Source organism: Flavobacterium granuli, from assembly GCF_031456055.1.
GTDB classification, from domain to species: domain Bacteria; phylum Bacteroidota; class Bacteroidia; order Flavobacteriales; family Flavobacteriaceae; genus Flavobacterium; species Flavobacterium granuli_A.
This window is the reverse complement of record NZ_JAVDTX010000008.1, coordinates 40881-66815: the sequence shown is the minus strand read 5'-3', so window position 1 is coordinate 66815 and position 25935 is coordinate 40881. Positions and strand designations below refer to the sequence as shown.

Genomic DNA, 25935 nt, shown 5'->3' with positions numbered 1-25935 from the left:
GTACTTAATTTTAAAAAATGAAATTTCACGAATTATTCCAAATCTAATATTAAACGAACATTATAATTTTTTTAGACCGCAACGCAACCTTTTTATTAAAAAGACATCTTTACTATATAACCTAATTTAAATAGAATATGAAGAATTTAATTTCAATCTTGTTTGTTGCCTTAAGCTTTTATTCGTGTACTGATATGTCTGATGATAACGTGCAAGATTGCGGTAGTATTACCAATGTAGCTTTTGAAAGTTTTAATTATTGTGGTGTTTTAAAAGAAAATCCAAAACAATATTCTTTTGTGATTTTAAGCTCAAATGAAGATGTACAAAAAGTATTTACAAATTGTCAAACTGTCGATGTTGCATTACCCGATTTTACTCAGAAAAGAATTTTGGGAATTTATGCTGGACCAAAACCAACAAGCGGATATACTATAAAAATTCAATCTGTGGTTGAAGATGATTGCCAAATAATTGTAGAGTATTTTGAAAAAGAACCAGCAAAGGATGAGATTGTAACTACTGCAATAACATACCCTGCAGATTATGTGATACTTCCAAAATCAACTAAGCCTATCTTATTTAAGGAAGCAAATCAAATTAATGATTATGTAGTTATGGGATCTTATTTTGGTAATTGTACAGGGTCTGATTGCCAACAGTTTTTTAGAATTGATAATGAAAAAGTACTTCGTTATTTAAAAGTGAATTATGATTCTTATGATTTTAGTCAATACAGCTATAAAGTATTAGGTTTTAAAGATGATTTTGCTGCTTTTCTTTTGAAAATTCCAACAGAAATTAAAGATTTGAAAGGGAAAACAAAAACATTTGGCACACCTGATTCTCATGATCAAGGTGGTGTTTATTTTGAATGGAGTCAAGCTGGTACTGTGACTAAAATATATTTAGATTCTGATAATTCAACAGATCAAACACAAAACATTATCCTCTTTAAGAAAGCAATTCAAGATAAAATAACTGAATTAAAAACTAAATCATAAAAAAGGTTCGTTATCAAAGTAAATGTTACTTTTTAGATAATTGATTGAAATTGAATATATAAAACCAGTATCAATATTTAATACTTGCGAAATGAAAAAAATAACTTTTGTAATTCTTATGGTTTTTACTTTTTGTTCCTGTGCTAATGATGATGCTGGTTTTGATTCAAATTCCAAAAAAGAAATAATGAATAGTTGGGCCTGGAAAATTTTTATTTTTACAGATGAAGGAGAATTTACGCCTGTTAAGACAACCAAAAATAAATTTGATAATACTACAAAAGGAAGTCCTATTTTTGTCGAAGATTTTTTGAGAATTTACAGTAAAGAAGATTTCTTTTTGAATGATCAAAAACAAGCATTCAATAATCCAATTGTTTTTACCAATTTTAATTTAACTAAAAGAAAAAAATAACGAGTTAAAAACTTATTTCTTGAAAGAAAACATAGAACTAATTATAAAAAAGTGTGTCGAAAATGACAGGGAAGCACAACTGAAAATTTATCAGTTGTTTTCTCCTATTTTATATGGTCTATGTCTTAAGTACATGCGTAATGAAGATGATGCCAAAGATGTATTTCAGGAGGCTTTTGTAATTGCTTTTCAAAAAATGGGGCAGTACAAATTTGAAGGAAGTTTTGAAGGTTGGATCAAACGAATCTTTATCAATAAATTACTGGAAACACTTAAGAAAAAGAAAAAAGATGTACTCTTCCTGGATGTTTTTGATACCGATGTAATTGAGGAAGAAGAATTAGAACTAGCCCCAATTGAACAAGAAAAATTATTAGAATACATTCAAGAATTACCCGACCAGTACCGAATGGTTTTCAACTTGTTTGTTTTCGAAAAAATGAAGCATAAAGAGATTGCAAAGTTGCTTGAAATTTCAGAAGGCACATCGAAATCTAATTTGAATAGAGCCAAGAGTATTTTAAAAAAAAGAATTTTGGTTGTATTGAATAGTAAAACAGCATGATAAAATACCACATCAGTAAATAGAACAAGGCATGAAAAATAAAGAAGCAAAATCTATTTTTTCTTCATTGGAAAACTACTCCAGTATTCCACCTCCCGAATTATGGGATAAAATTGAAGCGCAATTAGATGAACCTAAAAAGAAGAAACGCGCCATCATTTGGTGGTCGATTGCTGCTAGTTTAGTAGTTGGACTTTCTGTTCCAACTATTTTGTATTTTAATGCCAATCAAGGAAATGGTCTTGAACTGAATGTGGAAAATAATGCGAATGGAGTTGTTTTGCAAAAGGATTCTAAGGGAAAAAATAATAGTAACAAGAACGACCTAAAAGGGAATAATAATCTGAACGGGGAAGAGGTCAAAAATGACAATTTAAATAGCAATCAAGTAACAATAACAACTGTTTCAAGTATTTCTTCTAAAGCAAAAGATTCTTCAAAATTTAATAATTTGAATCAATGGAGAAAGAAAGGGAAGATTCAAATTGCTAAGAATGAATCACAATCTAGTGCAATAGCTTCAAATCAAAATGCAACTTCAGTTATTCCTAAATCCGAATCACCAATTGACAAATCGAATCGAGTTGGTAATTCAAATTCTATAGTTAGTAATCAAAAAAGCGATATTTCAGAAGCGAATAAGAATAAAGGAATTGCAGAAAATACCATTCCAAAATCAGAAATAGTAATTGGTAAATCGGCTGAAGTAAACCAATCAAATGCCAGTAACAAATCTATAGGAAGTAATCAAAATAAAGCTGTTTCAGGATCGAACAGCAATAAAGGAATTGCAGGGAATACCATTTTAAAATCTGAATTGTCAATAGATAAATCGGTTCAAGCAAACCAGTCAAATGGCAATAATAAATCTATTGTAAATAATCAAAATAATGATGTTTCTAGATTGAGTAGCAATAAAGTAATTGCAGAAAACGCAAATTCAAAAGATTCTTTAAACAAAATAAAATCAGAAGTTGAACAATTAGAGAAGGCTTTAGTGCAATTGGATAAAGACAAAACAAAGAAAAAAACGACTTCAGAAAATATTGATAAATGGTCACTTCAGGTTTTTGCAGGTGTTATGAGTTCACAAAATTATAGTAATGAAAAAGCGCTAGGAAACACTGTGGCTTCAAAAGAGTCTAATGGTTATGGTGTGAAGACAAATTATAAACTTAACAAAAAATGGGGGATAAGTTCTGGTTTCAAAATTAACGAATTAGGGCAAAAAATTGCTGGAGTTTCGTATTATGAACAACAAAGTCGTTCAGGAATATTATCAAATACATTACCTATTGCAAGTGATATTTATCAACCTAGTTCTTCCAAAAAGAATTATGAAGTTGTTTTTATTTCAAATAATCAAGATTATATGTTTGCATCTAATCCAAATGCTGATAATGGTTTTGAAAAAGGTGATGTAACACAAAATTTGAAGTATTTTGAAGTGCCATTGGAGGTATCATATGCTATTTTGAGTAAAAAGAAAGCTAATATTAGTATGAATACTGGAGGTTTTGTTGGGAAGTTAATTTCTAATGATATTGCTTTAAATGGAAGTTCAATTGGGGAAAACAAAAATGTAAACGAATTTGTTTATGGTACTTTATTGAGCAGCACTTTAGAATACGAAGTCTTTAAGAAAACCAACTTTTTCATTGAACCTGGGATGAACTATTATATCAACCCATTAGAAAATCAATCATTCAACCAATTTCAATGGATGTTTAATGTGGGATTGAATGTTACGTTTTAGTACTGATTAAAGAAAAATTTTATAATAAAATTTTAAAATAAATCCGCTACAAGCTTTTGTGTTTTGTAGCGGATTTAATTGTTTAGAAAATAACTTTAATTAATGGGTTAACAAATTTATCTTTGCCTTTTTAAATTTAAGCCAAAATGTCACACCACCATTTCATCCTTCATAAACCTTATGGCTATTTAAGTCAATTTATTTACGAATTGAAGCGCAAGAAAAAGCTCTTGGGCGAATTGCATAATTTCCCCGTAGGAACAATGGCTATTGGTCGGCTTGATGAAGATTCGGAAGGTTTACTTTTATTGACCACCGATGGGAAAATGAGTGAAATCATTCGAAGCAAAAAAGTCGATAAAGAATATTATGTGCAAGTTGATGGTATTATTACTCTCGAGGCCATTGAACAATTGAAAAATGGTGTCGAAATTGGATTTAATGGTACAAAATATACAACCAAACCTTGTGAAGCTTTTATAGTAAATGAAATTCCTAATTTTGGTGCAAGAGGCAAAAAGATTCGGGACGAACGTCATGGTCCTACTTCTTGGGCTTCGATTACGGTCAATGAAGGGAAGTTTAGACAAGTACGAAAAATGACGGCAGCTGTTGGTTTTCCTACCCTAAGATTAGTAAGAGTCCGAATAGGAAAACTACTTTTGAATGACTTGCAAGCAGGAGAAGTTTTGGAAGTGGAAAATTTCCAATTAAACGATTAAACAATCCCAAATAGACAAATCCCCGATTAAACAAATCAACAATTAAACGATTAAACCAATAAACATGTTAAACATCGTTCTCGTAGAACCCGAAATACCAAATAATACAGGAAATATTGGTCGTCTTTGTGTAGGCACTGAAAGCCGTTTGCACTTAATTCATCCTTTTGGATTTGTTATCAATGATAAAAACTTAAAACGTTCTGGACTTGATTATTGGGTGCACCTTGATGTCACCGAATATAAAAATGTAGCCGAATGGATGTCTCAAATTCCAGACAAATCTAGAGTTTTTCTGATGAGTTCCCATGCCGAAAAGTCCTATTTGGAAAATCAATTCCAAGATGGTGACTGGTTGGTTTTTGGTAAGGAAAGCGTTGGTTTGAGTACCGAAGTTTTAGCATTGTTCGAAAATCATTTGACTATTCCCATGTCACCATTAATTCGTAGTTTTAATATTGCGAATTCCGTTGCTTTTGTTGTTGGAGAGGCAAAGAGACAGATTACGGGGTTATAAAAGCGATATAAGAATTTACAATTCTATTTGCAGTTTTTTCCAGTGAAGGTTTTACATCTTTGAAATCTTCCTTGAGTTTACCTTCAGAAGTGAAAAAATCGGCTACTGTAGTCTTCAGGGGAACCCTATCAATGTAAATTTCTTTTACAATAAATGTAAGAGTGTATTTTTGATTTTCTCCAAAAACAATTTTAAGACTATATTGAATATCAAAATTGTATTTTACACCTAAATTATAATAGTAATAGCCATTTTCATAAGGTGCCTCAATTGTTAAGGAATTTTCAGTCACATCAAAAACATCAAAACCTTTTTCATTGTAATAAGGTGCCCAAGATTTAGACTGTTCTATTAATTTATTAACGGGCTGATTGGGCATTTCCACTTCTAGAGGTAGAAAGCCCTTTGGAGTCATTTCCAATTTTGGCTGTGCTGAACTTACGATAATCCAAAAAAACAATGTGATTTTAAGAAAGTGTTTCATCTTCAGGTTTTTACAACTATTACAAAGATAAACAACTTAATTATAGGTTTTTGAAAGTGAATTTTCCTTTTTCTTGTCGAAAACAATCTGATGATTCCTATGTCAGCATAAATTACAAACTAAAATATTGCTAGTCTAGTTACTTTTGTTGTTGGAGAAGTATAAAGGCAGATTGGGTTAGGTATTTAGTATGAGGTTATTAAAGTCTATTTGGTGTAAAGGTAATCTGTTTTTTAAAGGAAATTTCATATATTTGAGATAGACATTTTAGGTCTTAAATCTCTTTTTATGATAGATAACGTTTCCTTACGAAGTACTATTTTTAGACATCTCGACGGTTTAGTAACTGCTCCAGTTGCTTTTTGTTTGCATGAAAAAGGAGTGTTAGCCCATATTTTTGACAAAAAGGAAGTAAGCCTTTCTGAACTCACAGATAAATTTAAGGCCAATGAAGGTTACCTCAATGTAGGTTTGCGGGTTTTGGCTTCTCAAGGTTTCCTCAATTACAACATTGATACAAGTACTGATTTAATAACCATCAGTATTAATGAAAAAAGTGAAATCGCTTTTTCCCTATTTCCATTGTATAAAGACGCTGTGGATTTATTGCATTATTCAATGGATTTTCATCCCAGATTATTTGAAGAAGCTCCCTTTGAACGCTTAAAATTTATTTTCGAAAAGTATAAAGATAATTATGGAATCTCGTTTTCTGAGGATTCTTTGACCAATACCATTCAGCATCAAATTTTAAAGCATATTGAAGGTTTTTTGGTTGGCCCAACTATTGTGCGTCTCGGTATGAGTGGCATGTTTCATAAGTATTTTATGGAAATATCCTTTCGAGCTGAAGAATTTCATAAATCACCCGAAAATTTCAAAATCATCCTTGACTTTTTAGTTTATTTAGAATGGTTTACACAAAAAAAAGGCAATTATCAATTTACCGAAACTGGTTTGTTTTTTGCTAAAAGAGCTTCTGCTTATGGTGTGACGGTTTCGTATTTGCCTACTTTTAGTAAAATAGATGAATTGATTTTTGGTGATCCTTCTGTTTTAAGAATCGTTGGAGATGGGGAAGATGAGATTCACGTGGATCGAGAAATGAACGTGTGGGGAAGTGGTGGTGCTCACGATACCTATTTTAAAGTGGTTGATGAAATTATCATTAAATTATTCAATTTGCCTATTGCTAAACAACCTAAAGGGATATTGGATATGGGTTGCGGAAATGGCGCATTCTTGGAACATATTTTTGATGTAATTGAACGTCAAACTTTGAGAGGAAAAATGTTGGATATGCATCCTTTATTTTTGGTTGGTGCCGATTATAATCAAGCTGCTCTCAAAGTAACAAGAGCCAACTTAATCAAAGCCGATATTTGGGCCAAAGTGATTTGGGGAGATATTGGTCGTCCGGATTTGCTGGCAGAAGATTTACGAGAGAATTATAATATCGATTTGAAAGATTTGTTGAATGTAAGAACTTTTCTGGATCACAACCGAATTTGGGATATGCCAAAACAAATCACTGAAGGAAGGATAAGCAGTTCAACAGGAGCATTTGCGCACAGAGGTGTTCGAATAAACAACAATTTAGTTGAAGATAATTTATTGGAACACTTCAAAAAATGGTCGCCTTATGTTCATAAATTCGGATTACTCATTATTGAATTGCATACTGTTTCACCCCAGTTGACAGCTGAAAATTTAGGCAAAACAGCAGCCACGGCTTATGATGCGACACACGGTTTTTCGGATCAATATATTGTGGAAATTGATGTGCTGCATAAAATTGCCGCCGAAGCAGGATTGTTTCCAGACTTTAATTATTTTAAAAAATTTCCGGATTCAGAAATTGCGACAGTGAGTATTAATTTATTGAAAGGAATGTAATTGAAGTATTCAATTTCGTAGCCGGCAACTTTCTAAGTAATAACAAACTTCCCTTTTTCGCTGTCGAAAATAATATGTTCATCTTTGAATAAAGTATTAAAACTACCTCTGCTAATTAAGTTGCAAGGTTCGTCTTGTACCACACTTTCGGGAGTCATAATAATCATTTCATCACTCAATTGTATGGCCATATCAATATCGTGAGTCGAAAATAAAATACATTTTCCAGTTTCGTGTGTTAGTTTTTTTAGGAGTTTTAACAACGAAACTTTGTGCAATAAATCCAAATGTGTTGTGGGTTCATCTAGAATAATCAAAGGTGTATCTTGTGCCAAAGCTCTTGCAATCAAAACCTTTTGTAGTTGACCGTCACTTATTTCGAAATGTTTTTTTTGTGACAAATGGCCAATTTGCGCCAGCTCAATTGCATTTTGAACTATTTGAACATCAGCATCCGATAAAGTTCCAATCCAATTAGTGTATGGCTGACGTCCCAAAGCAACCAATTCAAAAACGGTTAAATTACTGGGAGGTAATTTTTCGGTTAAAACCATACTTAAATTTTGGGCTAATGCCAAAGGTTCGTAACTGCTTATTTTTTTATCATTTAATAAAACAGCTCCTTTCAAAGGTTTTTGAATTCCAGTAATAGTGCGTAACAAAGTAGATTTTCCAATGCCATTTGCCCCAATCAAAGCAATCAGTTTCCCTGCCTGTAAGTTCAAGTTGAGGTTTTCTGCAATGGTCACAGTTTCTTTTTTGGAAGTGTATCCAATGCTTAAATTTTCTGTGGTTAGGATATTACTCATTTTGAAATGCTCTAAATTTTAGATAATTATTATACTGAAAACGAAAATTTACACCATAGATTTATTGCAATAGGTAGCTTTTTCAAAATCCCTGATATTGATGGATAAAATCGAAACTTCAGGAAACATTAGTTTCAACTGACTAACTATTTTATTCGAGAGATTGCTTTTTTGAGCAGTTGTTCGACCTTCCATTATGTTCGCAAAAATATGAATAAAATCATCCTTAGTATTTCCAGTATTGTAATATTGAAAAGGATTGATACGAACTTTGATATCTGCAGGGTCAAAAAGACCTGTTGATTCTGCAGTATCATAAACAGCTTGCATAATTTTTTCGGGTAATTTTAGATTCAGTATGTTTTCGGAACAATCAATTACAAAATGTGGCATAATATGTTTTTATTTAAATGTTTTAAAATTGTAATAAGCAAAGTATTATTGAGTGTTGGATAATTTGGTTTACTTAAAATTCCTCTTTCGAACCAACAACCAAATAACTACTGGCGCTCCCAATATTGAAGTAATGGCATTAATTGGCAAAGTAATTTCCATTCCCGGCATTTGGGAAACCACATCGCAAACCAACATAATTGCTGCCCCAAAAAGCAAAGTACTCCAGAATAAAATAGTATGGTTACTGGTTTGAAACACTAATTTGGCGATATGAGGAACTGCCAATCCAATAAAAGCAATTGGACCTGCATAGGCCGTTATACTTCCTGCCAAAATACTCGTTGCTAATATGATAATAAGTCGGGCTTTATTGAAATTTAATCCCATACTTTTGGCGTAATTTTCACCCAATAATAGTGCGTTCAATGGCTTTATACTAAGCAAACTGAGGAATAATCCCAATAAGACACAAATCGTTAAAATGAGGATGGATGTCCAAGACAAATTGCCGAGATTACCCATCGACCAAAAAGTAAATTTTTGTAATTGTTCTGCTGAACTGAAATAAGTTAAAACGCCCACAACTGCACTGGTAAAACTACCAAACATAAGTCCGACGATCAAAATTGCCATAGTATCCCTCAAACGTTGCGAAACCAATAAAACTAATAATAAAACACTCGTACTTCCTAGTGTAGAAGCCAAAACTATTCCGTAGGGAGATAATAAAATACCGCTCAAAAATGAAGGCATCACGCTAGCTCCCAATATTACAAAAGCAACTCCCAAACTAGCCCCCGAACTAAGTCCCAAAACGTAAGGCCCAGCGAGAGGATTCCGAAATAAAGTCTGCATTAATAATCCGCTTATAGACAATCCCATTCCAACTAAAACCGCTGTAATCGCTTTGGGCAAACGGTAGTTGATGATGATGTATTCCCAAGTAGATTTACTAGACTGGCCTCCTGTCAAACTCGTATAAACTTCCTTAAAAGGTATCGTAATCGACCCCAAACTGATGTTGACAAAAAACAGCACAACGAGTCCTAAAAACAGGAATGAGAATAAGATTGTATTTCGTTTTTGATTGTTCAATTTGTATCTAATTCAGTTTAGTGGCAAAAGTAAAAGCATAATCGGGAAGTAATTCAGGATGAAAAATTTTAATGTAATCTTTCAATACCAAATCAGGTCTTGATGGTGACAATTCATAAAAAATAGTACCTCCAGTGGCTCCCATTTTTCCTTCGAAAGTGTAAATGGTTTTATTTGTAAAAGCATCAAACTGACTGTAATGAGGATTGGCTTTTCCCAGTTCAGACAATGATTTGAACGAACCAGTTGCAATCCAAAAATTAGCTGTTTTGGCTTTGTCCAATATGTTTTCAAAAGACAATCCAAGACTTCCAGTACCTTCAAGATCTTTCCACAAATAATCGGCTTTGGCATCTTTCATAAATTGAGCAACCCAGCTGCTGCCTCTTGCCACAAACCATTGGTCTTGATACATCGAACCATATAAAACAGTCGATGTTGGTTTTTTGTCAGCAACCAAAGCCAGAGCACTATTGTATTCTTTTACGATGTTTTCGAATAAAACATCAGCCTCTTTTTCTTTGCCAAACAATGCTCCGTAAAGCTTTAACCACTCGGCTTTTCCAAGAGGAGATTGCTCCATCCAATCGGCTTGTATTAATACTTTTAAACCGCTTTTTTGTAAATTTTCAATACTAGGATTGTTGTTGTCAATACCAAAAGTCACAATAAGTTCAGGAGCCAATTCGATAAGTTGCTCGATATTGAGTTTTTCGTTTTGTCCCACATTTTTAACGGAACCAGCATCAATCAAAGCTCTCGTTTTTTCGGATGAGATATAATCGGTATGAGGAAAACCAACAAGCGATTTTTCGACACCAAGCATTTCCAGAAATGGAATATTTGTTGTCGAAGTCACAACAATAGATTGCAATGGAACGGAAATTTCAGTGTATTTTTTTAAGCTGTCCGGAACAATTCCGTTTTTTTCTTTTAGAATATAAGTGAAATCTTTAACCGCATCCGGCCAAGGATTTGAAACCGTTACCACTGTATAACCTTCATGTTTGTGGATGGCTAAACTTTTGGCATACTGAATACTATTTGGAGTGTTTACATCAGTTTGAGTGTCATTTTTTTCATTTTTTTTACATCCAATAAATGAAAAAAGAATGACGAATAAAATAACTTTGTAGAACGAAAATTTCATATTATATTTTTTACAATAAGAGCAAAGGTATATTAAATTATAAATTTCCTGTTTAGTTTTTGAAGTAAAAAATTAAGACAAACGCTATCTTTACCAAATGAATACATTAAAAGTGAAACATTGCTCGGCTTGTAAAATGCCTTTTGGCTGTGGAGATTCAGTTGAAGGAAAGGAATGTTGGTGCAATGATTTTCCTCCCATTTTCAATCCTTTTGATATTGAAGATTGTCTTTGTTCAAATTGTTTTAAAACGGCTTGCTCCGACAAAATAGACGAGTTTGTTGCGACCATAACTCCCGAAACAGCGATAGGAAACAAAGCTTCATTTTTGCCCGAAACCGCAAGCATAATTGAAGGAATTGATTATTATTTTGAAGACGGGAACTATGTTTTCAAGCCGTGGTTTCATCTCAAACGGGGACATTGCTGTAAAAGTGATTGTACGCATTGTCCTTATTAATTGACTTAGGAGCAGAAAGATTTGGTTTTTTCAGCAACATTGGTCCCGCTATCCGTTGCAATCTTTTTATTTTTAAAGGAAAAATAAAAAGGATTTCCACTTCTATCGGGGCTAAGGGAGAGATTTTGTTTTTTTGGGATCATTCCAAAAAGGAAAAAAGTAACAATCGAATTTAGTTTTAATTGATTTTATAAAACATTTAGAATACCGAGAAAGTTTTAAAGAAAAGAAAAAAATGATCTATCTAATTACAGGCGGAGAACGTTCCGGAAAAAGCAGTTATGCCGAAAATTTAGCCAAAGATTTAGCCGAAAATCCAATCTATGTGGCAACGGCTAGAAAATGGGATGATGATTTTCAAAAAAGAGTTGACCGCCATCAAAAAGATCGTGATGAACGATGGGTAAACATAGAGAAAGAAAAACATTTGTCTGAAATTGATTTTTCTGGAAAAACAGCCGTTGTTGATTGCGTGACACTTTGGCTGACTAATTTTTTTGTGGATACCAAAAATGATGTTGCTTTAAGTTTGGAACAAGCCAAAGCCGAATTGGATGCGATTGCACAACAGGAAAACACAAATATCATAATTGTAACCAATGAAATCGGAATGGGAGTTCACGCTGAAACTCACATAGGCAGAAAATTCACGGAACTTCAAGGTTGGATGAATCAATACATAGCCCAAAAAGCCGAAAATGTGGTGTTGATGGTTTCAGGAATTCCTCTAAAAATAAAATAATTTAAAGATGTCCAATTTAGATGATATTATAAAATCACGTCGAGACACTCGCCATTTTACAAACGATGCAATTCCGGATGAAGTGATTCAAAGAGCATTGCAGGCAGGACATTATGCGCCGTCTGTAGGATTGACCGATGCAACGAAATACTATCTAATCAAATCTACGGAAATCAAAAAAGCGGTAAAAGAACTGTTTTTGGATTACGATATTAAGGCATCAAACTTAACAGACGACGAACTTCAAAAAGTACAGTATAAAGCCTTAAAACTGGAAGCGATTGAGGAAGCACCACTTGGATTGGTGATTTGTTATGACCGTTCCGTTTTGAATAATTTTACGATTGGAACTGTTGGTAGTAATGAAGCCGTAAAGTTTAGTGCGGTTTGCGCAGCCCAAAATATTTGGCTTTCATTGACGGAACAAGGATATTCTATGGGCTGGGTTTCGATTCTAAATTATTATCAGTTTAAACAGCTTTTGGGATTACCTGAAAACATAGAGCCTTTGGGGTATTTTTGCGTAGGCAAGCCCGCTACCAATTACGGCAATCAGCCAATGTTGCAACAATTGAATTGGAAGCAAAAAACTGAAAAACCTTGTGTTGAAGAAATTTTAGTCCCAGTCTCAGCTCCTAAGTCCTTGAGAGAAGCGAAGCAATCTCAATCTAGTGATTCCACAATCAGCGAGGCACTTCAACAAAAAATAGACAATAAAACTAAGCCTACAGGTTCGCTTGGTGTTTTAGAAATCCTGGCAAAACAAATAGGAATGGTTTTTCAATCATTGGAACCCAAAATAACAAAACCCAATATCGTTGTTTTTGCCGCAGATCACGGAATCAGCAACCATGGCGTAAGTGCCTATCCACAAGATGTCACCCGACAAATGGTAACTAATTTTTTGGAAGGTGGAGCTGCGATCAATGTTTTTTGCAAACAAAATAATATTGACTTAACCATTGTCGATTCTGGTGTAAATTATGATTTTCCAACAAATGCTAATTTGGTTTCTGCCAAAATAGCGAAGGGCACACAGTCATTTTTACAATGCTCAGCAATGAGTCAAGCTGAACTAGAATTGTGTTTTGAAAAAGGGGCAGCAATCGTGAATTCGATTTTTGAAACGGGGTGTAACTGTATCGGTTTTGGAGAAATGGGAATTGGAAATACTTCAACTGCTTCGGTTTTGATGAGTGTGCTTCTCGAATTGCCTATCGAAGATTGCGTCGGAAAAGGAACGGGTGTCGTTGACGAAAAGCTAATTCAGAAACAAAATATTCTCAAAAAAGCTCTTGATAATTATAGTGGTCCAAATGATTTGCAAAGCAAGTTAGCTTATTTTGGAGGATTCGAAATTATGCAGATGGCAGGAGGAATGCTCCAGGCGAAACAAAACAATATGCTCATTTTAGTTGATGGTTTTATTTGTACAGTTGCTTTTTTAATTGCCTATAAAATGGATCCATCAGTAAAAGAAAACGCGATATTCTGTCATTCATCTGCGGAGAAAGGGCATCAAACAATATTGAATCATTTAAATGTTCAGCCGTTGTTGCAGCTTGATTTGCGATTGGGCGAGGGAACAGGTTGTGCCGTTGCATTTCCAATTATTCAATCCGCTGTTTGTTTTCTAAATGAAATGGCCAGTTTTGAAACCGCAGGGGTAAGCCGTTCGTAAATTTAATTTTAAATATGAAAAAACAATTACATATATTTTTCACTGCTTTGATGTTTTATACTCGAATTCCGTGTCCTGAAAACATCGACCACAATCCCGATTATTTAAACAAAGCATCCCGATATTTCCCTTTGATTGGTTGGATCGTTGGTGGAATTTGCTTTGGAGTTTATTATCTGGCTTCGCTTGTGTTTTCTGTAGAAATTGCTTTGATATTGTCAATGATTACAGGAATTCTGACTACGGGAGCATTTCACGAAGATGGATTCGCTGATGTCTGCGATGGTTTTGGAGGAGGTTGGACCAAAGAAAAAATCCTTTTGATAATGAAAGACAGTGCTATTGGAGCATATGGGGCCATTGGTTTAGTTTTACTGTTTTTATTGAAATTCCAAGTTCTTTATAATCTGGTTTCTTTGCCTCAAACATGTAATCTGCAATCTGCAATCTGCAATCTGCTACTTTTTATCTCTGCTCATTCAGTAAGTCGATTAGCAGCAGTTTCGATAGTTTTTACACATCAATATTCAAGAGAAGACGCATCGAGCAAAAGCAAACCAATTGCCCAAAATTTTACTTGGAAAGAAGTAATTGGTGCTTCATTTTTTGGATTGTTGCCTCTTGTCGTTTTGTCTTTTTTTCAATGGCAATTGTTATTGGTTTTAATTCCTGTTTTTATTGCTCGTTTTTTCTTGGCTCGTTATTTTCAAAAATGGATTGACGGTTATACAGGAGATTGCCTAGGAGCAACACAACAGGTTTGTGAAGTAATTTTTTATCTGTCAATTATTGGAATATGGAAGTTTATTTAGTCCGTCATACCGAGACGGTTTGTGAAAAAGGAATTTGCTACGGTCAGAGTGATGTTGGAATTCGTGAACCTTACAATGTTATTTTTGAATCAATTCTAAGTCAATTGCCACAAGATGCTATTTTGTATTCCAGTCCGTTGCAACGATGTGCTATCTTGGCTAAACATATTCAAAAAAACACCCAAATCGAATCCATTATTGAAGATTCAAGACTAATGGAAATGAATTTTGGAGATTGGGAGCTAAAAAGTTGGGATGACATTCCTCGTGAAGTTTTAGATCCTTGGATGGAAGATTTTGTTACCGTAAATGTGCCTAATGGAGAATCGTTCGTGGATTTGGATTATAGGGTTCGAGAATTTTTGAATAATGATTTTTCGAAGGGACATACTAAGCCGGTTATCATAGTGGCTCATTCAGGAGTTATCCGAAGTATTTTGTGCAGAATAAATAATCTTCCACTGCAGGAAGCTTTTAAAACAGCATTGGATTATGGTGCTGTGATTAAAGTAGAAATGTAGAATTGATTTGTTTTTGATTTTAAATTACTGATAAACAATTTGTTATATTTGTGTTGAAATTAAAATCGTTCATTAATTTTAGTTTTCCATATTTTTAACTTTATATTTGCACTCGAATTAAGGTTGTGTTTTACTTTTTACGAAAACACATTAAAAGGGAATTAGGTTCAAAACCTAAGCTGTTCCCGCAACTGTAAGCTATTAAGCTTGTTGTTATCTACAAACCACTGTTTTTAAAAGAATGGGAAGGTGAACAACAAGACGCAAGCCAGGAGACCTGCCTTTTTTCTTAACAAATATCGAACTTTCGGGAAAAAAGGTTCAGAAATTATGACTTTAAGAAAACTAATATTTGCCCTTTTTGTTTTAATGTGCCAATTGATTTCGGCGCAAAATGATTCTATTACCAATTTAAAAGAGGTTATAGTTTCAGACCGTACTTTATATTCTAGCAATAAATCGCAATCGATTCAGATTCTCAATGATTCGGTTATTAATAAAAACCAATCTTCCCTTACCAATTTATTGAATTATAACAGTGTTTTGTATTTTAAGGAATACGGGCGTGGAATGTTGTCAACTGTTTCTTTTAGGGGGACGACAGCTTCGCAAACGGCTGTAATTTGGAATGGGATAAATGTAAATTCTCAACTCAACGGTAGTGCCGATTTTAATACTTTCACGGCACCCGATTTTAATACCATCAGCATAAAAGCTGGTGGAGGAAGCGTTAGTTATGGAAGCGGGGCCATTGGAGGGACAGTCCATTTAAGCAATGATTTGGTTTTTAAAAATAAATTCGAAAATGATTTGCGATTGGATTATGGAAGTTTCAATACGATTGGAGTCAATTATAAAATAATTCTTTCCAACAAAAAATGGAGTACTCAAGTCGGATTTTCCAGAAACAGTTCGGATAATGATTATCCTTATGTAAATCAATATACTTGGGATGGAACTCAACGGAAAAATGAAAACGGGCAATATGCTACGACCAATTTGTATGCGAATGTTGGTTACAAAATAAAGCCCAATTCAGTTGTTACTTTTTACAGTCAGTCATCAAACACGGACAGAAATCTTTCTTTAATTTCTGAATCCGATTCAAAAACGAAATACGTCAATACTTTTAGCCGAAATCTTTTGGAATATTCAACAACCAAAGATCGTTTCAGCAGTAATTATAAAGTGGCGTATCTCACAGAACAATATCAATATTTTGAGAATATCGACAGCGATGATTTTAGTTTTGGGAAATCAGAATCGCTTATTGCCAAAATGGATTTTGGCTACCAATTATTAGAATCTATAAAACTTAATGGAATTTTTGATTACAATCGTACTAAGGGTTTTGGTACTAGTTTTGGGGATAATACCAGACAAATTGGTGCGATTGCGATCAAAGCGGTTGAGCAACACAATGAAAAATGGCAAAACGAACTGGGTTTTAGAAAAGAAGTGAGTTCGGATTATGATAGCCCATTTTTATTCTCGTTGGGTTCCTCTTATGTTTTTAATTCCTTTTATAATTTAAAAATCAACCTTTCAAAAAACTTCAGAATTCCGACTTTCAATGATTTATACTGGGAAACGGGGGGGAATCCCAATTTGAAACCGGAGAGTTCCTATCAAGCTGAGGTTGGAAATGTTTTTACGTATAAAAAATTCACTTTGTCCGAAACAGTTTATTTTATAAAAATAAGTGACTTGATTCGATGGGCTCCTTTGGATGGTAGTAATTGGACACCCGAAAACATTGACAGAGTAAATAGCTATGGTTCCGAAACAAATTTGGGTTGGTCCAATACGTACGGGAAAAATAATTTGGCACTAAATGCAAGTTATGCTTACACCGTTTCCGAAAACGTAGATACGGGAGAGCAATTGAATTATGTTCCGTATCATAAAATCAATTCGAATATTTCCTATTCTTATAAAAAAATAGCTGTGACGTACCAGTTTTTATTTAATGGAGCTGTTACAACACCTTCCCAAAAATATCATTTAGTCAAAGAATATTGGGTTTCCAATTTGGGTGTCTATTATGATTTAGGAAAGAAATCAACATGTAAAATCGGTTTACAGGCATTGAACCTTTTTAATCAAAATTATCAAAGCATTTCCCAGCACTATATGCCGGGAAGAAATTTTACAATCAACCTAACCTTTAAATTTTAATAAAATGAATTTCAGTAAACTAGTTTTAATAGCGTTAATTTTCTCGTTGTTTTTTGTTTCGTGTACCAATGATGACACGAATGAAGATACTCCATTAGGAAGTTATGATAATGGATTTTTGATTTTGAACCAAGGAGGATTTGGTCATAATGATGCTTCGATTTCTTATGTTTCCTCAGATTTTTCAATTGCCCAAAATGATATTTTTTCGGTAGTAAATCCTTCAATAACATTGGGTGACACTGGACAAGATGTTGGTTTTAATAATGAATTTGCTTATATCGTTTTGAATGCAAGCAACAAAATTGAAATCGTAAATCGTTATACTTTGAAGAGTATTGCAACCATCAATTCTGGATTGAAAAACCCAAGATATATTGCTTTTGCAAATGGTAAAGGATATGTTACCAATTGGGGTGATGGAACTGTTGCAACAGATGATTATGTTGCTGTAATAGATTTGTCTACAAATAAAGTATCTAGCTCAATTCCAGTTGTTGAAGGTCCTGAAAAAATTATAGTGAATTCTGGAAAATTATATGTTGCGCATAAAGGGGGATTCAATTATGGAAACAAAATTTCGGTTATTGATGCTGCTTCAAATGCTGTCTCTACAACAATTACTGTTGGTGATATTCCAGAGAATATGGAAATAAAAGACGGAACTTTGTGGGTATCATGTGCTGGAAATCCAAGTTATGTGAGTGCACCTTTGACAGAAACAGCAGGTAAAATTGTAAAAGTAAGTCTAGCAACAAATACAGTGACAAGCACAATTGCCTATTCTGATGCGACTAAGCATTTATCAAATTTGGTATTGAACGGGAATGATGTTTATTATACCATTGGTTCAGATATTTATAAGATGAGTGCAAGTGCAACAGCATTGCCGACAACTTCAGCATTTAGCACTACGGCGCAAGGAGTTTATGGAGTGTATAGTTTTGCGGTTCATGGAAGTCATATCTACGTTGGTGACGCTGGCGATTATGAGCATAATGGAAAAGTATATGTTTATGCATTAACCTCACCATCAATTGGTACATTGGAAAAAACATTCTCAGTTGGAGTTATTCCAGCGGGTTTCTATTTTAATGACTAATGTTAACCTGAGCTGGACTATTATTTTCTTGGAGCAGAATGATATAGTTTTTTGGAAAGATCGTCCCGTTTTCCGTTACAACCTTATAAACCGAACACCCGTTTATAAGGGTTTTCACTTCAACCGGGGCTAAGGGGAAAGATTTTGCTTTTTTGCCATTATCTTAAAAAAGGAAAAAAGTTTTTATGTTGGTTATTTATTTTATTTGGGGAAAAAAGAGGCTTTCAGTGATGAAAGCCTTTTTTGATTGAGTTCTAATTTGGTACGAAATGATGAATTCCTTTTTTAGGGAGTCTATTACAAAGATTTCAAAAGCCCAGCCGGTACTTTGTCAACATACATTTGGTTTTGTCCGTTGATTGATTTTGTATCTTCAAAATATTGGAAAGTTTTTCCTTCGGTTTTTTTAACCATTTTGGCAGTTCCTGTAATTTTTCCAATGGCTGTACTCAATAAAGGTTCAGAACTGTTACCCAGTACGCCTAAATTGGTTATGTTTTCTTTTAAAGAATAAGTCGGAGTCAAGCCATTAAAGTAATCACCAAAATCATCTGCATTTACAATTTTCAAAACAATAGGCTGCATTGCATAACGATGAAGAGGGTTTCTATTTTCTTTACCAAAAGTAGGTGAGTCGTAAATGGTAATGGATCCAACATTTTTCCCAGTTGTAATATCCCCAATTTGAACCACTTCTATATACGGTTTCAAGCCGTTAATAACCAATTCACTTGCTGAGGCAGTACTATTTGTAGTTAGGATATAAATTTTTTTAAGGTTCAAACTGTTTATTGGTTCACCATCAATAGTATTTGTAAATAAATTTTTCAATGCATTTGGATCTTCGGATTCGAAATAAGCATTGATTTTGTCATTCCATCTTTGTTTAGAAAACACTTTGTCTGTAAACTGTCCAGTTATCATACTAGCCAATCTGGTTGAAGATTGAACAGAACCACCAGAATTGTATCTTAGATCTAATACTAAATCGGTAATGCCTTGTGATTTTAATGTAGCAAAAGCATCATTCAATTGCGAATCATAGTTTGGATAAAAACCATTGTACATTAAATATCCTATTTTATGGCTTCCGGTTTCAATTACATTATTTATTAAAATTGGATTCTCGGAAAGTTCTGTTTTTGTCAGGGTAACCGATTTTCCGTTTGGCGTAATTTGACCATTATTATAATCGGCTAGATTTAAAGTGTAGTTCTCTGAATTTAATAATAAAGTTTGATAATTACTTACTGTAAGTTGAGTTCCATTTACCCCATAAAAAATATCGCCACGTTTGATGTCTTTGGTTGAGGCATCAGAATTTGGGATGATATAACGAACATAACCAAATATGTCATTTGAACCGGAAGCTTTACGATAAAGACCAAAATCCACACCGTCATTTTTTGTTGTTCCTTGCAACATTCCTTCAAGTTCCAAATAATCACTTACAATCCAGCTGAATCGATCGACAGATTTATCAACCCTTAATGCGTCAAATAAGTCTTCAGGGCTTGGATATTTGGTTAAAAAAGCATTTAATTCTGCTTGGTTGGCAAATCGACTATCTGCTAAATTAGGAACATCGGCTTGCCATAAATAATACAAATTAAGACCTTTCCATATAAAATCGTTGACCTGTAAATACTCTGGTGCTGCAACATCATCTATATCTTCGCAACTCTGAAAAGTAAAAAGGGCAATGAATAGTAAAAGTGTAATTTTGAAAAATGCCTTCATTTTTAGTATTTTATTTGTAGGTATAGAACGCAAAAATACTAACTTTAGTTTAATTTAAATTTTTTTGTAACAAATATAATTGTGAATCGTCTTGATTATATAACCGAATTAACATAGCCATTTTATGAACCAAAATGAATTTGTGCTTTTAATCAATCCATTCAAAGATAAACTCTTTCGATTGGCCAAGAGATTACTCGTAAGCACAGAGGAAGCAGAAGATGCTACTCAAGAAATTTTGGTAAAATTATGGAGTAAAAACGGAAATTTAGATTCGTATTATAGTGTCGAGGCAATGGCGATGACAATGACCAAAAATTATTGTTTGGATCAGTTAAAATCGAAAAGAGCGGGTAATCTTAAAATTGTGCACAATAATTTTACAGATAGGGAGCCAAGTTTAGATAAAAAAGTTGAAGATAACGACAGCTTAAATTGGGTTGAAAAAATTATAGACCAATTACCGGAACAGCAGCGATTGATTATTCAGTTAAGGGATATAGAGCAATGCGAATTTTCGGAAATTGCAAAAATAGTAGAGATGAATGAAACTGCAGTAAGAGTGGCACTATCTAGAGCAAGGAAAACGATTAGAGAATACATGTTAAAAACACACAGTTATGGAGTTCAATAAAATGGAAGTACTTTTAGAAAAATACTTTGAAGGAGAGACAAGTATTGCCGAAGAAAATGAGTTGAAAGACTATTTTTCTTCTTCAAATGTAGCACCACATTTAGAACAATACCAACCACTATTTGGATATTTTACTGAAGCAAAAGAACAAAAGCTATCTAGTGAAGTACCGTTAGTTTCTAAAAAAAGAAAAGTAGCATGGTTGTCAATAGCGGCATCGATTGTCGTTTTAATGGGAGTGGGGATATATACTTATTTCAATGCAAATACTGTGAGAGAAAACAAGGAGTTGGGAACCTATGATAATCCTGAGGAAGCTTTTGAAGCAACCCAAAAAGCATTGGCAATGTTATCTGATAATGTAAATGTTGGTGTTGAAGGAGTACAATATCTTCAGGTATATGAAGTGACAAAAGATAAAGTATTTGTTGAATAAAAATAAAGCGAGAGTGATTCTAGAGCATTCAAGCCCAATAGTTGAATTGAATTTTAAAAATAATCATTAAATCAAAATAAAATGAAGAAGTTAATAATCACATTAGTAATAGTATTAGTATCAAGTCCGTTTTTTGCTCAAGGAGCATTCGATAAATTTGACGGCCAAGACGATGTAACATCGATTGTTGTTAATAAGAAAATGTTTGAATTGATGAGTAAGGTAAAAGTGGACACCTCTGATAAAGAGGCGCAGCAATACATGAATCTGATAAAGAAATTAGATAATTTGAAAGTGTTTACCACTCAAAGTACAAGAGTTGAAGGCGAAATGAAAACTACTGCAGACAAATATATTAAAACTGCAGGTTTGGAAGAATTGATGCGCGTAAATGACAAAGGGAGAAATATTAAAATCATGGTTAAATCTGGAGCAAAAGACAGTCAAATTAAAGAGTTGTTGATGTTTGTTGAAGGAGGGAAAGATGAAGATACTGTTTTGATGTCATTAACAGGAGACTTTGATTTGAGTGAGATTTCGGTCTTGACAGACAAAATGAAAATTCCTGGTGGTGATGATTTGAAAAAAGCAACTAAAGGGAAAAAGTAAAATGAAAGTAGTATTATTCATAATCGCATTGCTAAGTAGTTTGCTTTTTGGAAGCTGTAACTCAGAGCCTACTTTGCAAAAATACTTTGTTGAAAATACGGAGAACAAAGATTTTATTGCTTTGGATATTTCATCAAATATTTTGAATGTTGACAAAACAAAATTGACTGTTGCTCAAAGTGAAGCATTACATTCTTTTGATAAAATGAATGTTTTGGCTTTCAAATTGAATGAGAAAAACAAAGCACAGTTCGAGACAGAAAGAGCTAAAGTGAATTTAATTTTAAAAGACCCAAAATATCAGCAGTTGATGAAGTTTGGTTCAGGTAAACAAGGTGCTTCTGTTAGCTATGTTGGAACAGATGATAATATCAATGAATTTGTTTTTTTTGCCAATAAAAATGATGCAGGTTTTGCTGTTGTCAGGGTTTTGGGAAAAGATATGAATCCAACGAATATTATGAATATGATTTCGGTTTTGAAAGAATCTAAAATTGATTTGGAGCAATTAAAACCATTGCAGGAATTAATAAAGAAATAAGGTTGAATTTAATTTTGAAAAAAGCATTTCGATAGATTTCGGGATGCTTTTTTTATGCTCTTTTATGATTGGAATTTGTAAACTCAATCCAATCATTTGGAGTGTTTAAGTTTTTTAGGATACAGGAATCGGTTACGGTTATTGTTGTTATTTTAGAAGGAATTATTTTTTTGATTTCTAAATCCAATCGACTGTTTTCATTGGTTGGATTGAGCAAAAGTAGTGGTTCCCAAAATTCAGAATGCAACTTTATTGGATGACCGTTCTTACCTTTAAAATTTGGAAGTACAATTAGATTTTGTTCTTCGATAATGTTTTGTAATTCGTTTGCATTTAAAATAGGAATGTCAATTGGATTAATTAAAACCGATTTGTTTTTAGGGATTTGTTGCAAAACAGTTTGAAGTGTTGAAAAAGAGCCAAGTTCTGGATTTTGGTTAACCACAACTCGCACTTTTAGATTTTTGTAATTTATGAAAAGCGATTGAGCTTTAGTAAACCAAGGGATTTTATTTAAATATTCTTCGTAATGAAAACCCAAGCCAATATAAACTTCGGTTACTGTTGAAGCTGAAATTCGGTTTATTTGTTCCAAAATCCAATAGGTGTTTTGATATTCTAGCAACCCTTTTGCAATGCCCATCCTTTCGGATTTTCCACCTGCCAATAACACAAATACTGCATTATTTCCCATAATAGACTTTCAGTAATTCGGAGGCGACGCTTATCGCTATTTCTTTAGGCGAATTACCGCCCAAATCCAATCCAATCGGACAATGTACGGGCTTGATTCCTGGTTTGAAATCCAATTCGTTTATCAATAAGTTGTTGAATTTGTTTTTCTTGGTTTTGCTACCAATTAATCCAATGTATCTGGTTTGCTCGTGTAATGCCAAAGCTGTAATTTCAAAATCCAGTTTGTGGTCGTGGGTTAAAATAACTACGTAGCAATTCGGTCCCCAGTTTATTGTTTGTTTATAAAGGTCAAAAGGTAAGGCGCTGTAAGTAACCGTTTGGTCAATTTCGATAGTTTCTCTCCAATTTTCCCGAGTATCGAGAAGTGTAACTGAGAAAGGTGTGTCTTTTAAAACTTCGCAGATAGCAACGCCTATATGTCCGGCTCCAAAAAGGTATAATTCTGGGGATTGATTCATGGGCTCAATAATTAATTCTACTTTTCCTCCGCAACATTGTTCAAATTCGGGTCCCAAAGTATAAGTAGATTCTAAAACTTTATTTTCTTTAATAGCACGAACCGCTTCATCGATTACTTGAAATTCTAATTTTCCACCACCAATGGTTCCGTATATTTCTTTTTGTGGCGTGACAATCATTTTTGACGCTACTTTACAGGGAGCCGAACCAAGAATTTTGGTAATTGTAACAAGTGCAACAGGTTTCTTTTTGTTTTTAAAATCTTGTAATAGTTCAATCCAATTGTTCATTAAAAATAAGTATTCGTTTAGGATTTTAATTTGTCAATTAGTTATACAAGGTCGTAATCGCTCAAAGGCAAGTTGTAATATCGTTTTCCTGTTAGTTTGAAGATAGCATTGATTATGGCAGGGGCAATCACTGGTACACCAGGTTCTCCAACTCCTGTTGGTTTTTCTGAACTGTCCACAATTTCTACGTGAACCTTTGGAATTTCATTCATACGAATCATTCGATAGTCACTGTAACTGTTTTGTTCAATAGCTCCGTCCTTAGCCGTGATTTTTCCATAATAGGCTAGTGACATTCCAAAGATAGCTGCACCTTCCATTTGAGATTTTACAGTGTCTCTATTTACAACAGTTCCGCAATCAATAACGGTATGAACATTGTGTACTTTTACTTTGTTATCAACCATTGAAACTTCAACCACAGAAGCTACATAGGAATAAAAGCTATAATGAACTGCTATGCCGTGAGCATGGCCTTTTGGTAAAGGTTTTCCCCAATTGGCATTTTTAGCAGCCATTTTCAAAACATTTTTGAGACGTGCCGTATTGTATTTAATGGAGTCTTTGGTGTCTTCTATGCGATCGCCACCAATTAATTTTAGTCTGAATTCTAATGGATCTTGCTTGGCAGCATACGCTAATTCATCGGCAAACACATTGATCGAAAAACCATGGAGAATATTGATTACAGATCGCATCCATCCAATTCGAACCATTGCTGGAGCTTGCCCTGATTCAACTTTGAAATTTTTTATAGCAAAAGGGACATCGGCAGCACTGGAAGCTTCCCATCCAGCAGGATAATCGGTGCCTGGTTTAAAGGTGGACATAATCGAAGGAAATGCAGATCGGTGCAACCAACCTGTAACATTACCTTGTGCATCCAGCGAGGCTTTCATGTATTGTGAACTTACGGTATGGTAATAACCGTGTTTTATATCGTCTTCCCGTGACCAAACGACTTGTACGGGCGCATTGATAGCCTTTGAAACCATAACGGCTTCTACAATATAGTCTGGCTTTGATTTTCGTCCAAAACCACCACCTAAAAAAGTGACATTTATAGTGACTTTATCTATGGTTGTTCCCAAATAATTAAAAACTTCATTTCTAGCCGTTTGAGGATCTTGGGTAGGCGCCCAAACTTCGCAGGTATCTCCTTGAACCCAAGCTACCGCATTTGGAACTTCCATTGGCGCATGAGCAAGATGAGGTAATTGAAAAGTACTTTCAACAACTTTTGCAGCTTCATTAAAAGCTTTGTTTACATCGCCAATTTCTTTTTCGACTTTACCTGCTTTATGAACTCTTTCGGTTAATTCGGTCATGTACTTCTCAGAATCATAACCTTCATTTTTGCCATAATTCCATTCTATTACAAGAGCTTCTTTGCCTTTAAATGCCGCCCAAGTATTAGAAGCAATCACCGCAACACCACCAAGTGGTCCAAAAGGTTTTTCAACTCTCGGAATTTCGATTACATCTATAACACCACGAATTTTCATAGCAGCAGTTTTGTCAAAAGATTTGACTGTCCCAAAAGTAACCGGACATCTCGCTATAGCTACAACCTTCATATTGGGTAAGCGTTTGTCAATACCATAAATGGCACTTCCGTTTGCAAAATCTTTAACGTCGATACTTTTTAGGGTTTTACCAATATATTTGAAATCCTTAGGGTTTTTATAAGTAATGGTTGTTGGAACTGGCAATGTAGCTACTATATCAACTAATTCTCCATAACCTAATTTTTTTCCGCTGGAATGAATAATAAAGTGGTTCTGGGCTTTACATTCATTTTCGGGAACTTGCCATTTTTTTGCGGCAGCGGTAATAAGCATCATTCGAGCCATAGCTCCCATTGTTCGCATGGTTTCGTAAAAATCTACTATACTTCTGGAACCATCGGTATTTTGGTCGCCATATTTAGCATCTCCTGTTGCTTGTTTTACAGAAACTCTATTCCAATCGGCCTCCATTTCGTCAGCAACGACAGAGGTCAAAGAAGTTCTCACTCCATTACCCATTTCTGAACGAGATGAAAGTATAACAAGGCTTCCGTCTGAATTTAATTGTACAAACAGATTAGGATTGAATACGGTTAGATTTCCCGATACAATTTCTTGTGAGAATAAAGGGTAATTACACGCTAAGATTAATCCACCAGACGCTAATCCCATGTTCTTGATAAAAGCTCTGCGGCTTATGTTTTGGATTTCATTCAT

The 25935-nt window shown here is 34.0% G+C and carries 27 protein-coding genes and 1 riboswitch; of the genes, 18 read left to right on the top strand and 9 right to left on the bottom strand.

The window, feature by feature from the left end; translation table 11 throughout:
- The first annotated feature begins 137 nt into the window (after positions 1 to 137).
- The 6 genes from J2W95_RS16010 to J2W95_RS15985 all read left to right on the top strand — a co-directional run bounded on the left by J2W95_RS16010 (position 138) and on the right by J2W95_RS15985 (position 4979).
- Positions 138 to 1004: a protease complex subunit PrcB family protein gene (locus J2W95_RS16010; protein ID WP_310008790.1), complete on the top strand. Its 867-nt coding sequence runs from the start codon at positions 138 to 140 to the stop codon at positions 1002 to 1004.
- A 91-nt stretch (positions 1005 to 1095) separates the two neighbouring features.
- Complete coding sequence (locus tag J2W95_RS16005) at positions 1096 to 1419, top strand: hypothetical protein (protein WP_310008789.1); 324 nt, start codon at positions 1096 to 1098, stop codon at positions 1417 to 1419.
- A 19-nt stretch (positions 1420 to 1438) separates the two neighbouring features.
- Entirely contained in the window at positions 1439 to 1984 is a 546-nt protein-coding gene (locus J2W95_RS16000) for an RNA polymerase sigma factor (RefSeq protein ID WP_310008787.1), read from the top strand.
- Positions 1985 to 2015: 31 nt separating this feature from the next.
- Positions 2016 to 3740, top strand: a complete 1725-nt coding sequence (locus J2W95_RS15995) for a hypothetical protein (RefSeq protein WP_310008785.1) — start codon at positions 2016 to 2018, stop codon at positions 3738 to 3740.
- Between the two features lie 146 nt (positions 3741 to 3886).
- A complete protein-coding gene (locus J2W95_RS15990) occupies positions 3887 to 4462 on the top strand; it encodes a pseudouridine synthase (RefSeq protein WP_310008783.1) in 576 nt (191 codons plus the stop codon).
- 64 nt (positions 4463 to 4526) lie between these two features.
- Positions 4527 to 4979: a tRNA (cytidine(34)-2'-O)-methyltransferase gene (locus J2W95_RS15985; RefSeq protein ID WP_310008781.1), complete on the top strand. Its 453-nt coding sequence runs from the start codon at positions 4527 to 4529 to the stop codon at positions 4977 to 4979.
- On the opposite strand, the gene J2W95_RS15980 is transcribed toward J2W95_RS15985, so the two are convergent.
- Positions 4966 to 5463 carry a hypothetical protein gene (locus tag J2W95_RS15980; protein ID WP_310008779.1) on the bottom strand — a complete coding sequence of 166 codons (498 nt, stop codon included), beginning with the start codon at positions 5461 to 5463 and terminating at the stop codon, positions 4966 to 4968. The two genes, J2W95_RS15985 and J2W95_RS15980, sit on opposite strands and share 14 nt — an antisense overlap.
- 288 nt (positions 5464 to 5751) lie before the next feature.
- Between J2W95_RS15980 and J2W95_RS15975 the strand changes: the two genes are divergently transcribed.
- Positions 5752 to 7359: a class I SAM-dependent methyltransferase gene (locus J2W95_RS15975; protein WP_310008777.1), complete on the top strand. Its 1608-nt coding sequence runs from the start codon at positions 5752 to 5754 to the stop codon at positions 7357 to 7359.
- Positions 7360 to 7391: 32 nt separating this feature from the next.
- Here J2W95_RS15975 and J2W95_RS15970 read toward each other — a convergent pair whose 3' ends face one another.
- The 4 genes from J2W95_RS15970 to J2W95_RS15955 all read right to left on the bottom strand — a co-directional run bounded on the left by J2W95_RS15970 (position 7392) and on the right by J2W95_RS15955 (position 10809).
- Positions 7392 to 8168, bottom strand: coding sequence for an ABC transporter ATP-binding protein (locus tag J2W95_RS15970; protein WP_310008775.1), 777 nt, complete (start codon positions 8166 to 8168; stop codon positions 7392 to 7394).
- Between the two features lie 48 nt (positions 8169 to 8216).
- The gene (locus J2W95_RS15965) at positions 8217 to 8561 is read right to left on the bottom strand and encodes a 5-carboxymethyl-2-hydroxymuconate Delta-isomerase (protein ID WP_310008773.1); all 345 of its coding nucleotides are present in this window, start codon (positions 8559 to 8561) and stop codon (positions 8217 to 8219) included.
- 69 nt (positions 8562 to 8630) lie between these two features.
- Positions 8631 to 9659 carry an iron chelate uptake ABC transporter family permease subunit gene (locus J2W95_RS15960; RefSeq protein WP_310008771.1) on the bottom strand — a complete coding sequence of 343 codons (1029 nt, stop codon included), beginning with the start codon at positions 9657 to 9659 and terminating at the stop codon, positions 8631 to 8633.
- Between the two features lie 7 nt (positions 9660 to 9666).
- The gene (locus J2W95_RS15955; protein ID WP_310008768.1) at positions 9667 to 10809 is read right to left on the bottom strand and encodes an ABC transporter substrate-binding protein; all 1143 of its coding nucleotides are present in this window, start codon (positions 10807 to 10809) and stop codon (positions 9667 to 9669) included.
- A gap of 97 nt (positions 10810 to 10906) precedes the next feature.
- Between J2W95_RS15955 and J2W95_RS15950 the strand changes: the two genes are divergently transcribed.
- From J2W95_RS15950 to J2W95_RS15920, 7 genes are all read left to right on the top strand, one after another.
- Entirely contained in the window at positions 10907 to 11269 is a 363-nt protein-coding gene (locus J2W95_RS15950; protein ID WP_310008766.1) for a DUF5522 domain-containing protein, read from the top strand.
- A 235-nt stretch (positions 11270 to 11504) separates the two neighbouring features.
- Positions 11505 to 12011: a bifunctional adenosylcobinamide kinase/adenosylcobinamide-phosphate guanylyltransferase gene (cobU, locus tag J2W95_RS15945; protein ID WP_310008764.1), complete on the top strand. Its 507-nt coding sequence runs from the start codon at positions 11505 to 11507 to the stop codon at positions 12009 to 12011.
- A 7-nt stretch (positions 12012 to 12018) separates the two neighbouring features.
- Positions 12019 to 13692 carry a nicotinate-nucleotide--dimethylbenzimidazole phosphoribosyltransferase gene (gene cobT, locus J2W95_RS15940; protein WP_310008762.1) on the top strand — a complete coding sequence of 558 codons (1674 nt, stop codon included), beginning with the start codon at positions 12019 to 12021 and terminating at the stop codon, positions 13690 to 13692.
- Between the two features lie 14 nt (positions 13693 to 13706).
- A complete protein-coding gene (locus J2W95_RS15935; RefSeq protein WP_310008760.1) occupies positions 13707 to 14504 on the top strand; it encodes an adenosylcobinamide-GDP ribazoletransferase in 798 nt (265 codons plus the stop codon).
- Positions 14489 to 15025, top strand: a complete 537-nt coding sequence (gene cobC, locus J2W95_RS15930) for an alpha-ribazole phosphatase (RefSeq protein WP_310008759.1) — start codon at positions 14489 to 14491, stop codon at positions 15023 to 15025. The genes J2W95_RS15935 and cobC overlap by 16 nt, the downstream gene beginning before the upstream one ends.
- Positions 15026 to 15128: 103 nt before the next feature.
- A riboswitch (cobalamin riboswitch) is annotated at positions 15129 to 15324 on the top strand.
- Positions 15325 to 15355: 31 nt separating this feature from the next.
- A complete protein-coding gene (locus J2W95_RS15925) occupies positions 15356 to 17203 on the top strand; it encodes a TonB-dependent receptor plug domain-containing protein (RefSeq protein ID WP_310008757.1) in 1848 nt (615 codons plus the stop codon).
- A 4-nt stretch (positions 17204 to 17207) separates the two neighbouring features.
- The gene (locus tag J2W95_RS15920) at positions 17208 to 18305 is read left to right on the top strand and encodes a YncE family protein (protein ID WP_310008755.1); all 1098 of its coding nucleotides are present in this window, start codon (positions 17208 to 17210) and stop codon (positions 18303 to 18305) included.
- A 297-nt stretch (positions 18306 to 18602) separates the two neighbouring features.
- Here the strand turns inward: J2W95_RS15920 and J2W95_RS15915 are convergent, their stop codons facing one another.
- Complete coding sequence (locus tag J2W95_RS15915; RefSeq protein WP_310008753.1) at positions 18603 to 20045, bottom strand: S41 family peptidase; 1443 nt, start codon at positions 20043 to 20045, stop codon at positions 18603 to 18605.
- Between the two features lie 124 nt (positions 20046 to 20169).
- On the opposite strand from J2W95_RS15915, the gene J2W95_RS15910 reads away from it, so the two are divergent.
- The 4 genes from J2W95_RS15910 to J2W95_RS15895 all read left to right on the top strand — a co-directional run bounded on the left by J2W95_RS15910 (position 20170) and on the right by J2W95_RS15895 (position 22265).
- Positions 20170 to 20679: an RNA polymerase sigma factor gene (locus J2W95_RS15910; RefSeq protein ID WP_310008752.1), complete on the top strand. Its 510-nt coding sequence runs from the start codon at positions 20170 to 20172 to the stop codon at positions 20677 to 20679.
- Entirely contained in the window at positions 20666 to 21115 is a 450-nt protein-coding gene (locus tag J2W95_RS15905; protein ID WP_310008750.1) for a hypothetical protein, read from the top strand. The genes J2W95_RS15910 and J2W95_RS15905 overlap by 14 nt, the downstream gene beginning before the upstream one ends.
- An 81-nt stretch (positions 21116 to 21196) precedes the next feature.
- On the top strand, positions 21197 to 21724 hold the full coding sequence (locus tag J2W95_RS15900) for a DUF4252 domain-containing protein (RefSeq protein ID WP_310008748.1): 528 nt from the start codon (positions 21197 to 21199) through the stop codon (positions 21722 to 21724).
- A gap of 1 nt (position 21725) precedes the next feature.
- Entirely contained in the window at positions 21726 to 22265 is a 540-nt protein-coding gene (locus tag J2W95_RS15895) for a DUF4252 domain-containing protein (protein ID WP_310008746.1), read from the top strand.
- 52 nt (positions 22266 to 22317) lie between these two features.
- Here the strand turns inward: J2W95_RS15895 and J2W95_RS15890 are convergent, their stop codons facing one another.
- From J2W95_RS15890 to J2W95_RS15880, 3 genes are read right to left on the bottom strand one after another with little or no spacing between them, the layout of a single operon-like run.
- Positions 22318 to 22959 carry a nucleotidyltransferase family protein gene (locus J2W95_RS15890; RefSeq protein WP_310008745.1) on the bottom strand — a complete coding sequence of 214 codons (642 nt, stop codon included), beginning with the start codon at positions 22957 to 22959 and terminating at the stop codon, positions 22318 to 22320.
- Positions 22949 to 23710 carry a xanthine dehydrogenase accessory protein XdhC gene (xdhC, locus tag J2W95_RS15885; RefSeq protein WP_310008743.1) on the bottom strand — a complete coding sequence of 254 codons (762 nt, stop codon included), beginning with the start codon at positions 23708 to 23710 and terminating at the stop codon, positions 22949 to 22951. The genes J2W95_RS15890 and xdhC overlap by 11 nt, the downstream gene beginning before the upstream one ends.
- A 41-nt stretch (positions 23711 to 23751) precedes the next feature.
- Positions 23752 to 25935 carry a xanthine dehydrogenase family protein molybdopterin-binding subunit gene (locus J2W95_RS15880; RefSeq protein WP_310008741.1) on the bottom strand — a complete coding sequence of 728 codons (2184 nt, stop codon included), beginning with the start codon at positions 25933 to 25935 and terminating at the stop codon, positions 23752 to 23754.

Coding starts and splice junctions, on each gene's coding strand:
- J2W95_RS16010 (WP_310008790.1), top strand. CDS start 138: ATGAAGAATTTAATTTCAATCTTGTTTGTTGCCTTAAGCTTTTATTCG.
- J2W95_RS16005 (WP_310008789.1), top strand. CDS start 1,096: ATGAAAAAAATAACTTTTGTAATTCTTATGGTTTTTACTTTTTGTTCC.
- J2W95_RS15995 (WP_310008785.1), top strand. CDS start 2,016: ATGAAAAATAAAGAAGCAAAATCTATTTTTTCTTCATTGGAAAACTAC.
- J2W95_RS15990 (WP_310008783.1), top strand. CDS start 3,887: ATGTCACACCACCATTTCATCCTTCATAAACCTTATGGCTATTTAAGT.
- J2W95_RS15985 (WP_310008781.1), top strand. CDS start 4,527: ATGTTAAACATCGTTCTCGTAGAACCCGAAATACCAAATAATACAGGA.
- J2W95_RS15980 (WP_310008779.1), bottom strand. CDS start 5,463: ATGAAACACTTTCTTAAAATCACATTGTTTTTTTGGATTATCGTAAGT.
- J2W95_RS15975 (WP_310008777.1), top strand. CDS start 5,752: ATGATAGATAACGTTTCCTTACGAAGTACTATTTTTAGACATCTCGAC.
- J2W95_RS15970 (WP_310008775.1), bottom strand. CDS start 8,168: ATGAGTAATATCCTAACCACAGAAAATTTAAGCATTGGATACACTTCC.
- J2W95_RS15965 (WP_310008773.1), bottom strand. CDS start 8,561: ATGCCACATTTTGTAATTGATTGTTCCGAAAACATACTGAATCTAAAA.
- J2W95_RS15955 (WP_310008768.1), bottom strand. CDS start 10,809: ATGAAATTTTCGTTCTACAAAGTTATTTTATTCGTCATTCTTTTTTCA.
- J2W95_RS15950 (WP_310008766.1), top strand. CDS start 10,907: ATGAATACATTAAAAGTGAAACATTGCTCGGCTTGTAAAATGCCTTTT.
- cobU (WP_310008764.1), top strand. CDS start 11,505: ATGATCTATCTAATTACAGGCGGAGAACGTTCCGGAAAAAGCAGTTAT.
- cobT (WP_310008762.1), top strand. CDS start 12,019: ATGTCCAATTTAGATGATATTATAAAATCACGTCGAGACACTCGCCAT.
- J2W95_RS15935 (WP_310008760.1), top strand. CDS start 13,707: ATGAAAAAACAATTACATATATTTTTCACTGCTTTGATGTTTTATACT.
- cobC (WP_310008759.1), top strand. CDS start 14,489: ATGGAAGTTTATTTAGTCCGTCATACCGAGACGGTTTGTGAAAAAGGA.
- J2W95_RS15925 (WP_310008757.1), top strand. CDS start 15,356: ATGACTTTAAGAAAACTAATATTTGCCCTTTTTGTTTTAATGTGCCAA.
- J2W95_RS15920 (WP_310008755.1), top strand. CDS start 17,208: ATGAATTTCAGTAAACTAGTTTTAATAGCGTTAATTTTCTCGTTGTTT.
- J2W95_RS15915 (WP_310008753.1), bottom strand. CDS start 20,045: ATGAAGGCATTTTTCAAAATTACACTTTTACTATTCATTGCCCTTTTT.
- J2W95_RS15910 (WP_310008752.1), top strand. CDS start 20,170: ATGAACCAAAATGAATTTGTGCTTTTAATCAATCCATTCAAAGATAAA.
- J2W95_RS15905 (WP_310008750.1), top strand. CDS start 20,666: ATGGAGTTCAATAAAATGGAAGTACTTTTAGAAAAATACTTTGAAGGA.
- J2W95_RS15900 (WP_310008748.1), top strand. CDS start 21,197: ATGAAGAAGTTAATAATCACATTAGTAATAGTATTAGTATCAAGTCCG.
- J2W95_RS15895 (WP_310008746.1), top strand. CDS start 21,726: ATGAAAGTAGTATTATTCATAATCGCATTGCTAAGTAGTTTGCTTTTT.
- J2W95_RS15890 (WP_310008745.1), bottom strand. CDS start 22,959: ATGGGAAATAATGCAGTATTTGTGTTATTGGCAGGTGGAAAATCCGAA.
- xdhC (WP_310008743.1), bottom strand. CDS start 23,710: ATGAACAATTGGATTGAACTATTACAAGATTTTAAAAACAAAAAGAAA.
- J2W95_RS15880 (WP_310008741.1), bottom strand. CDS start 25,935: ATGAATGAAATCCAAAACATAAGCCGCAGAGCTTTTATCAAGAACATG.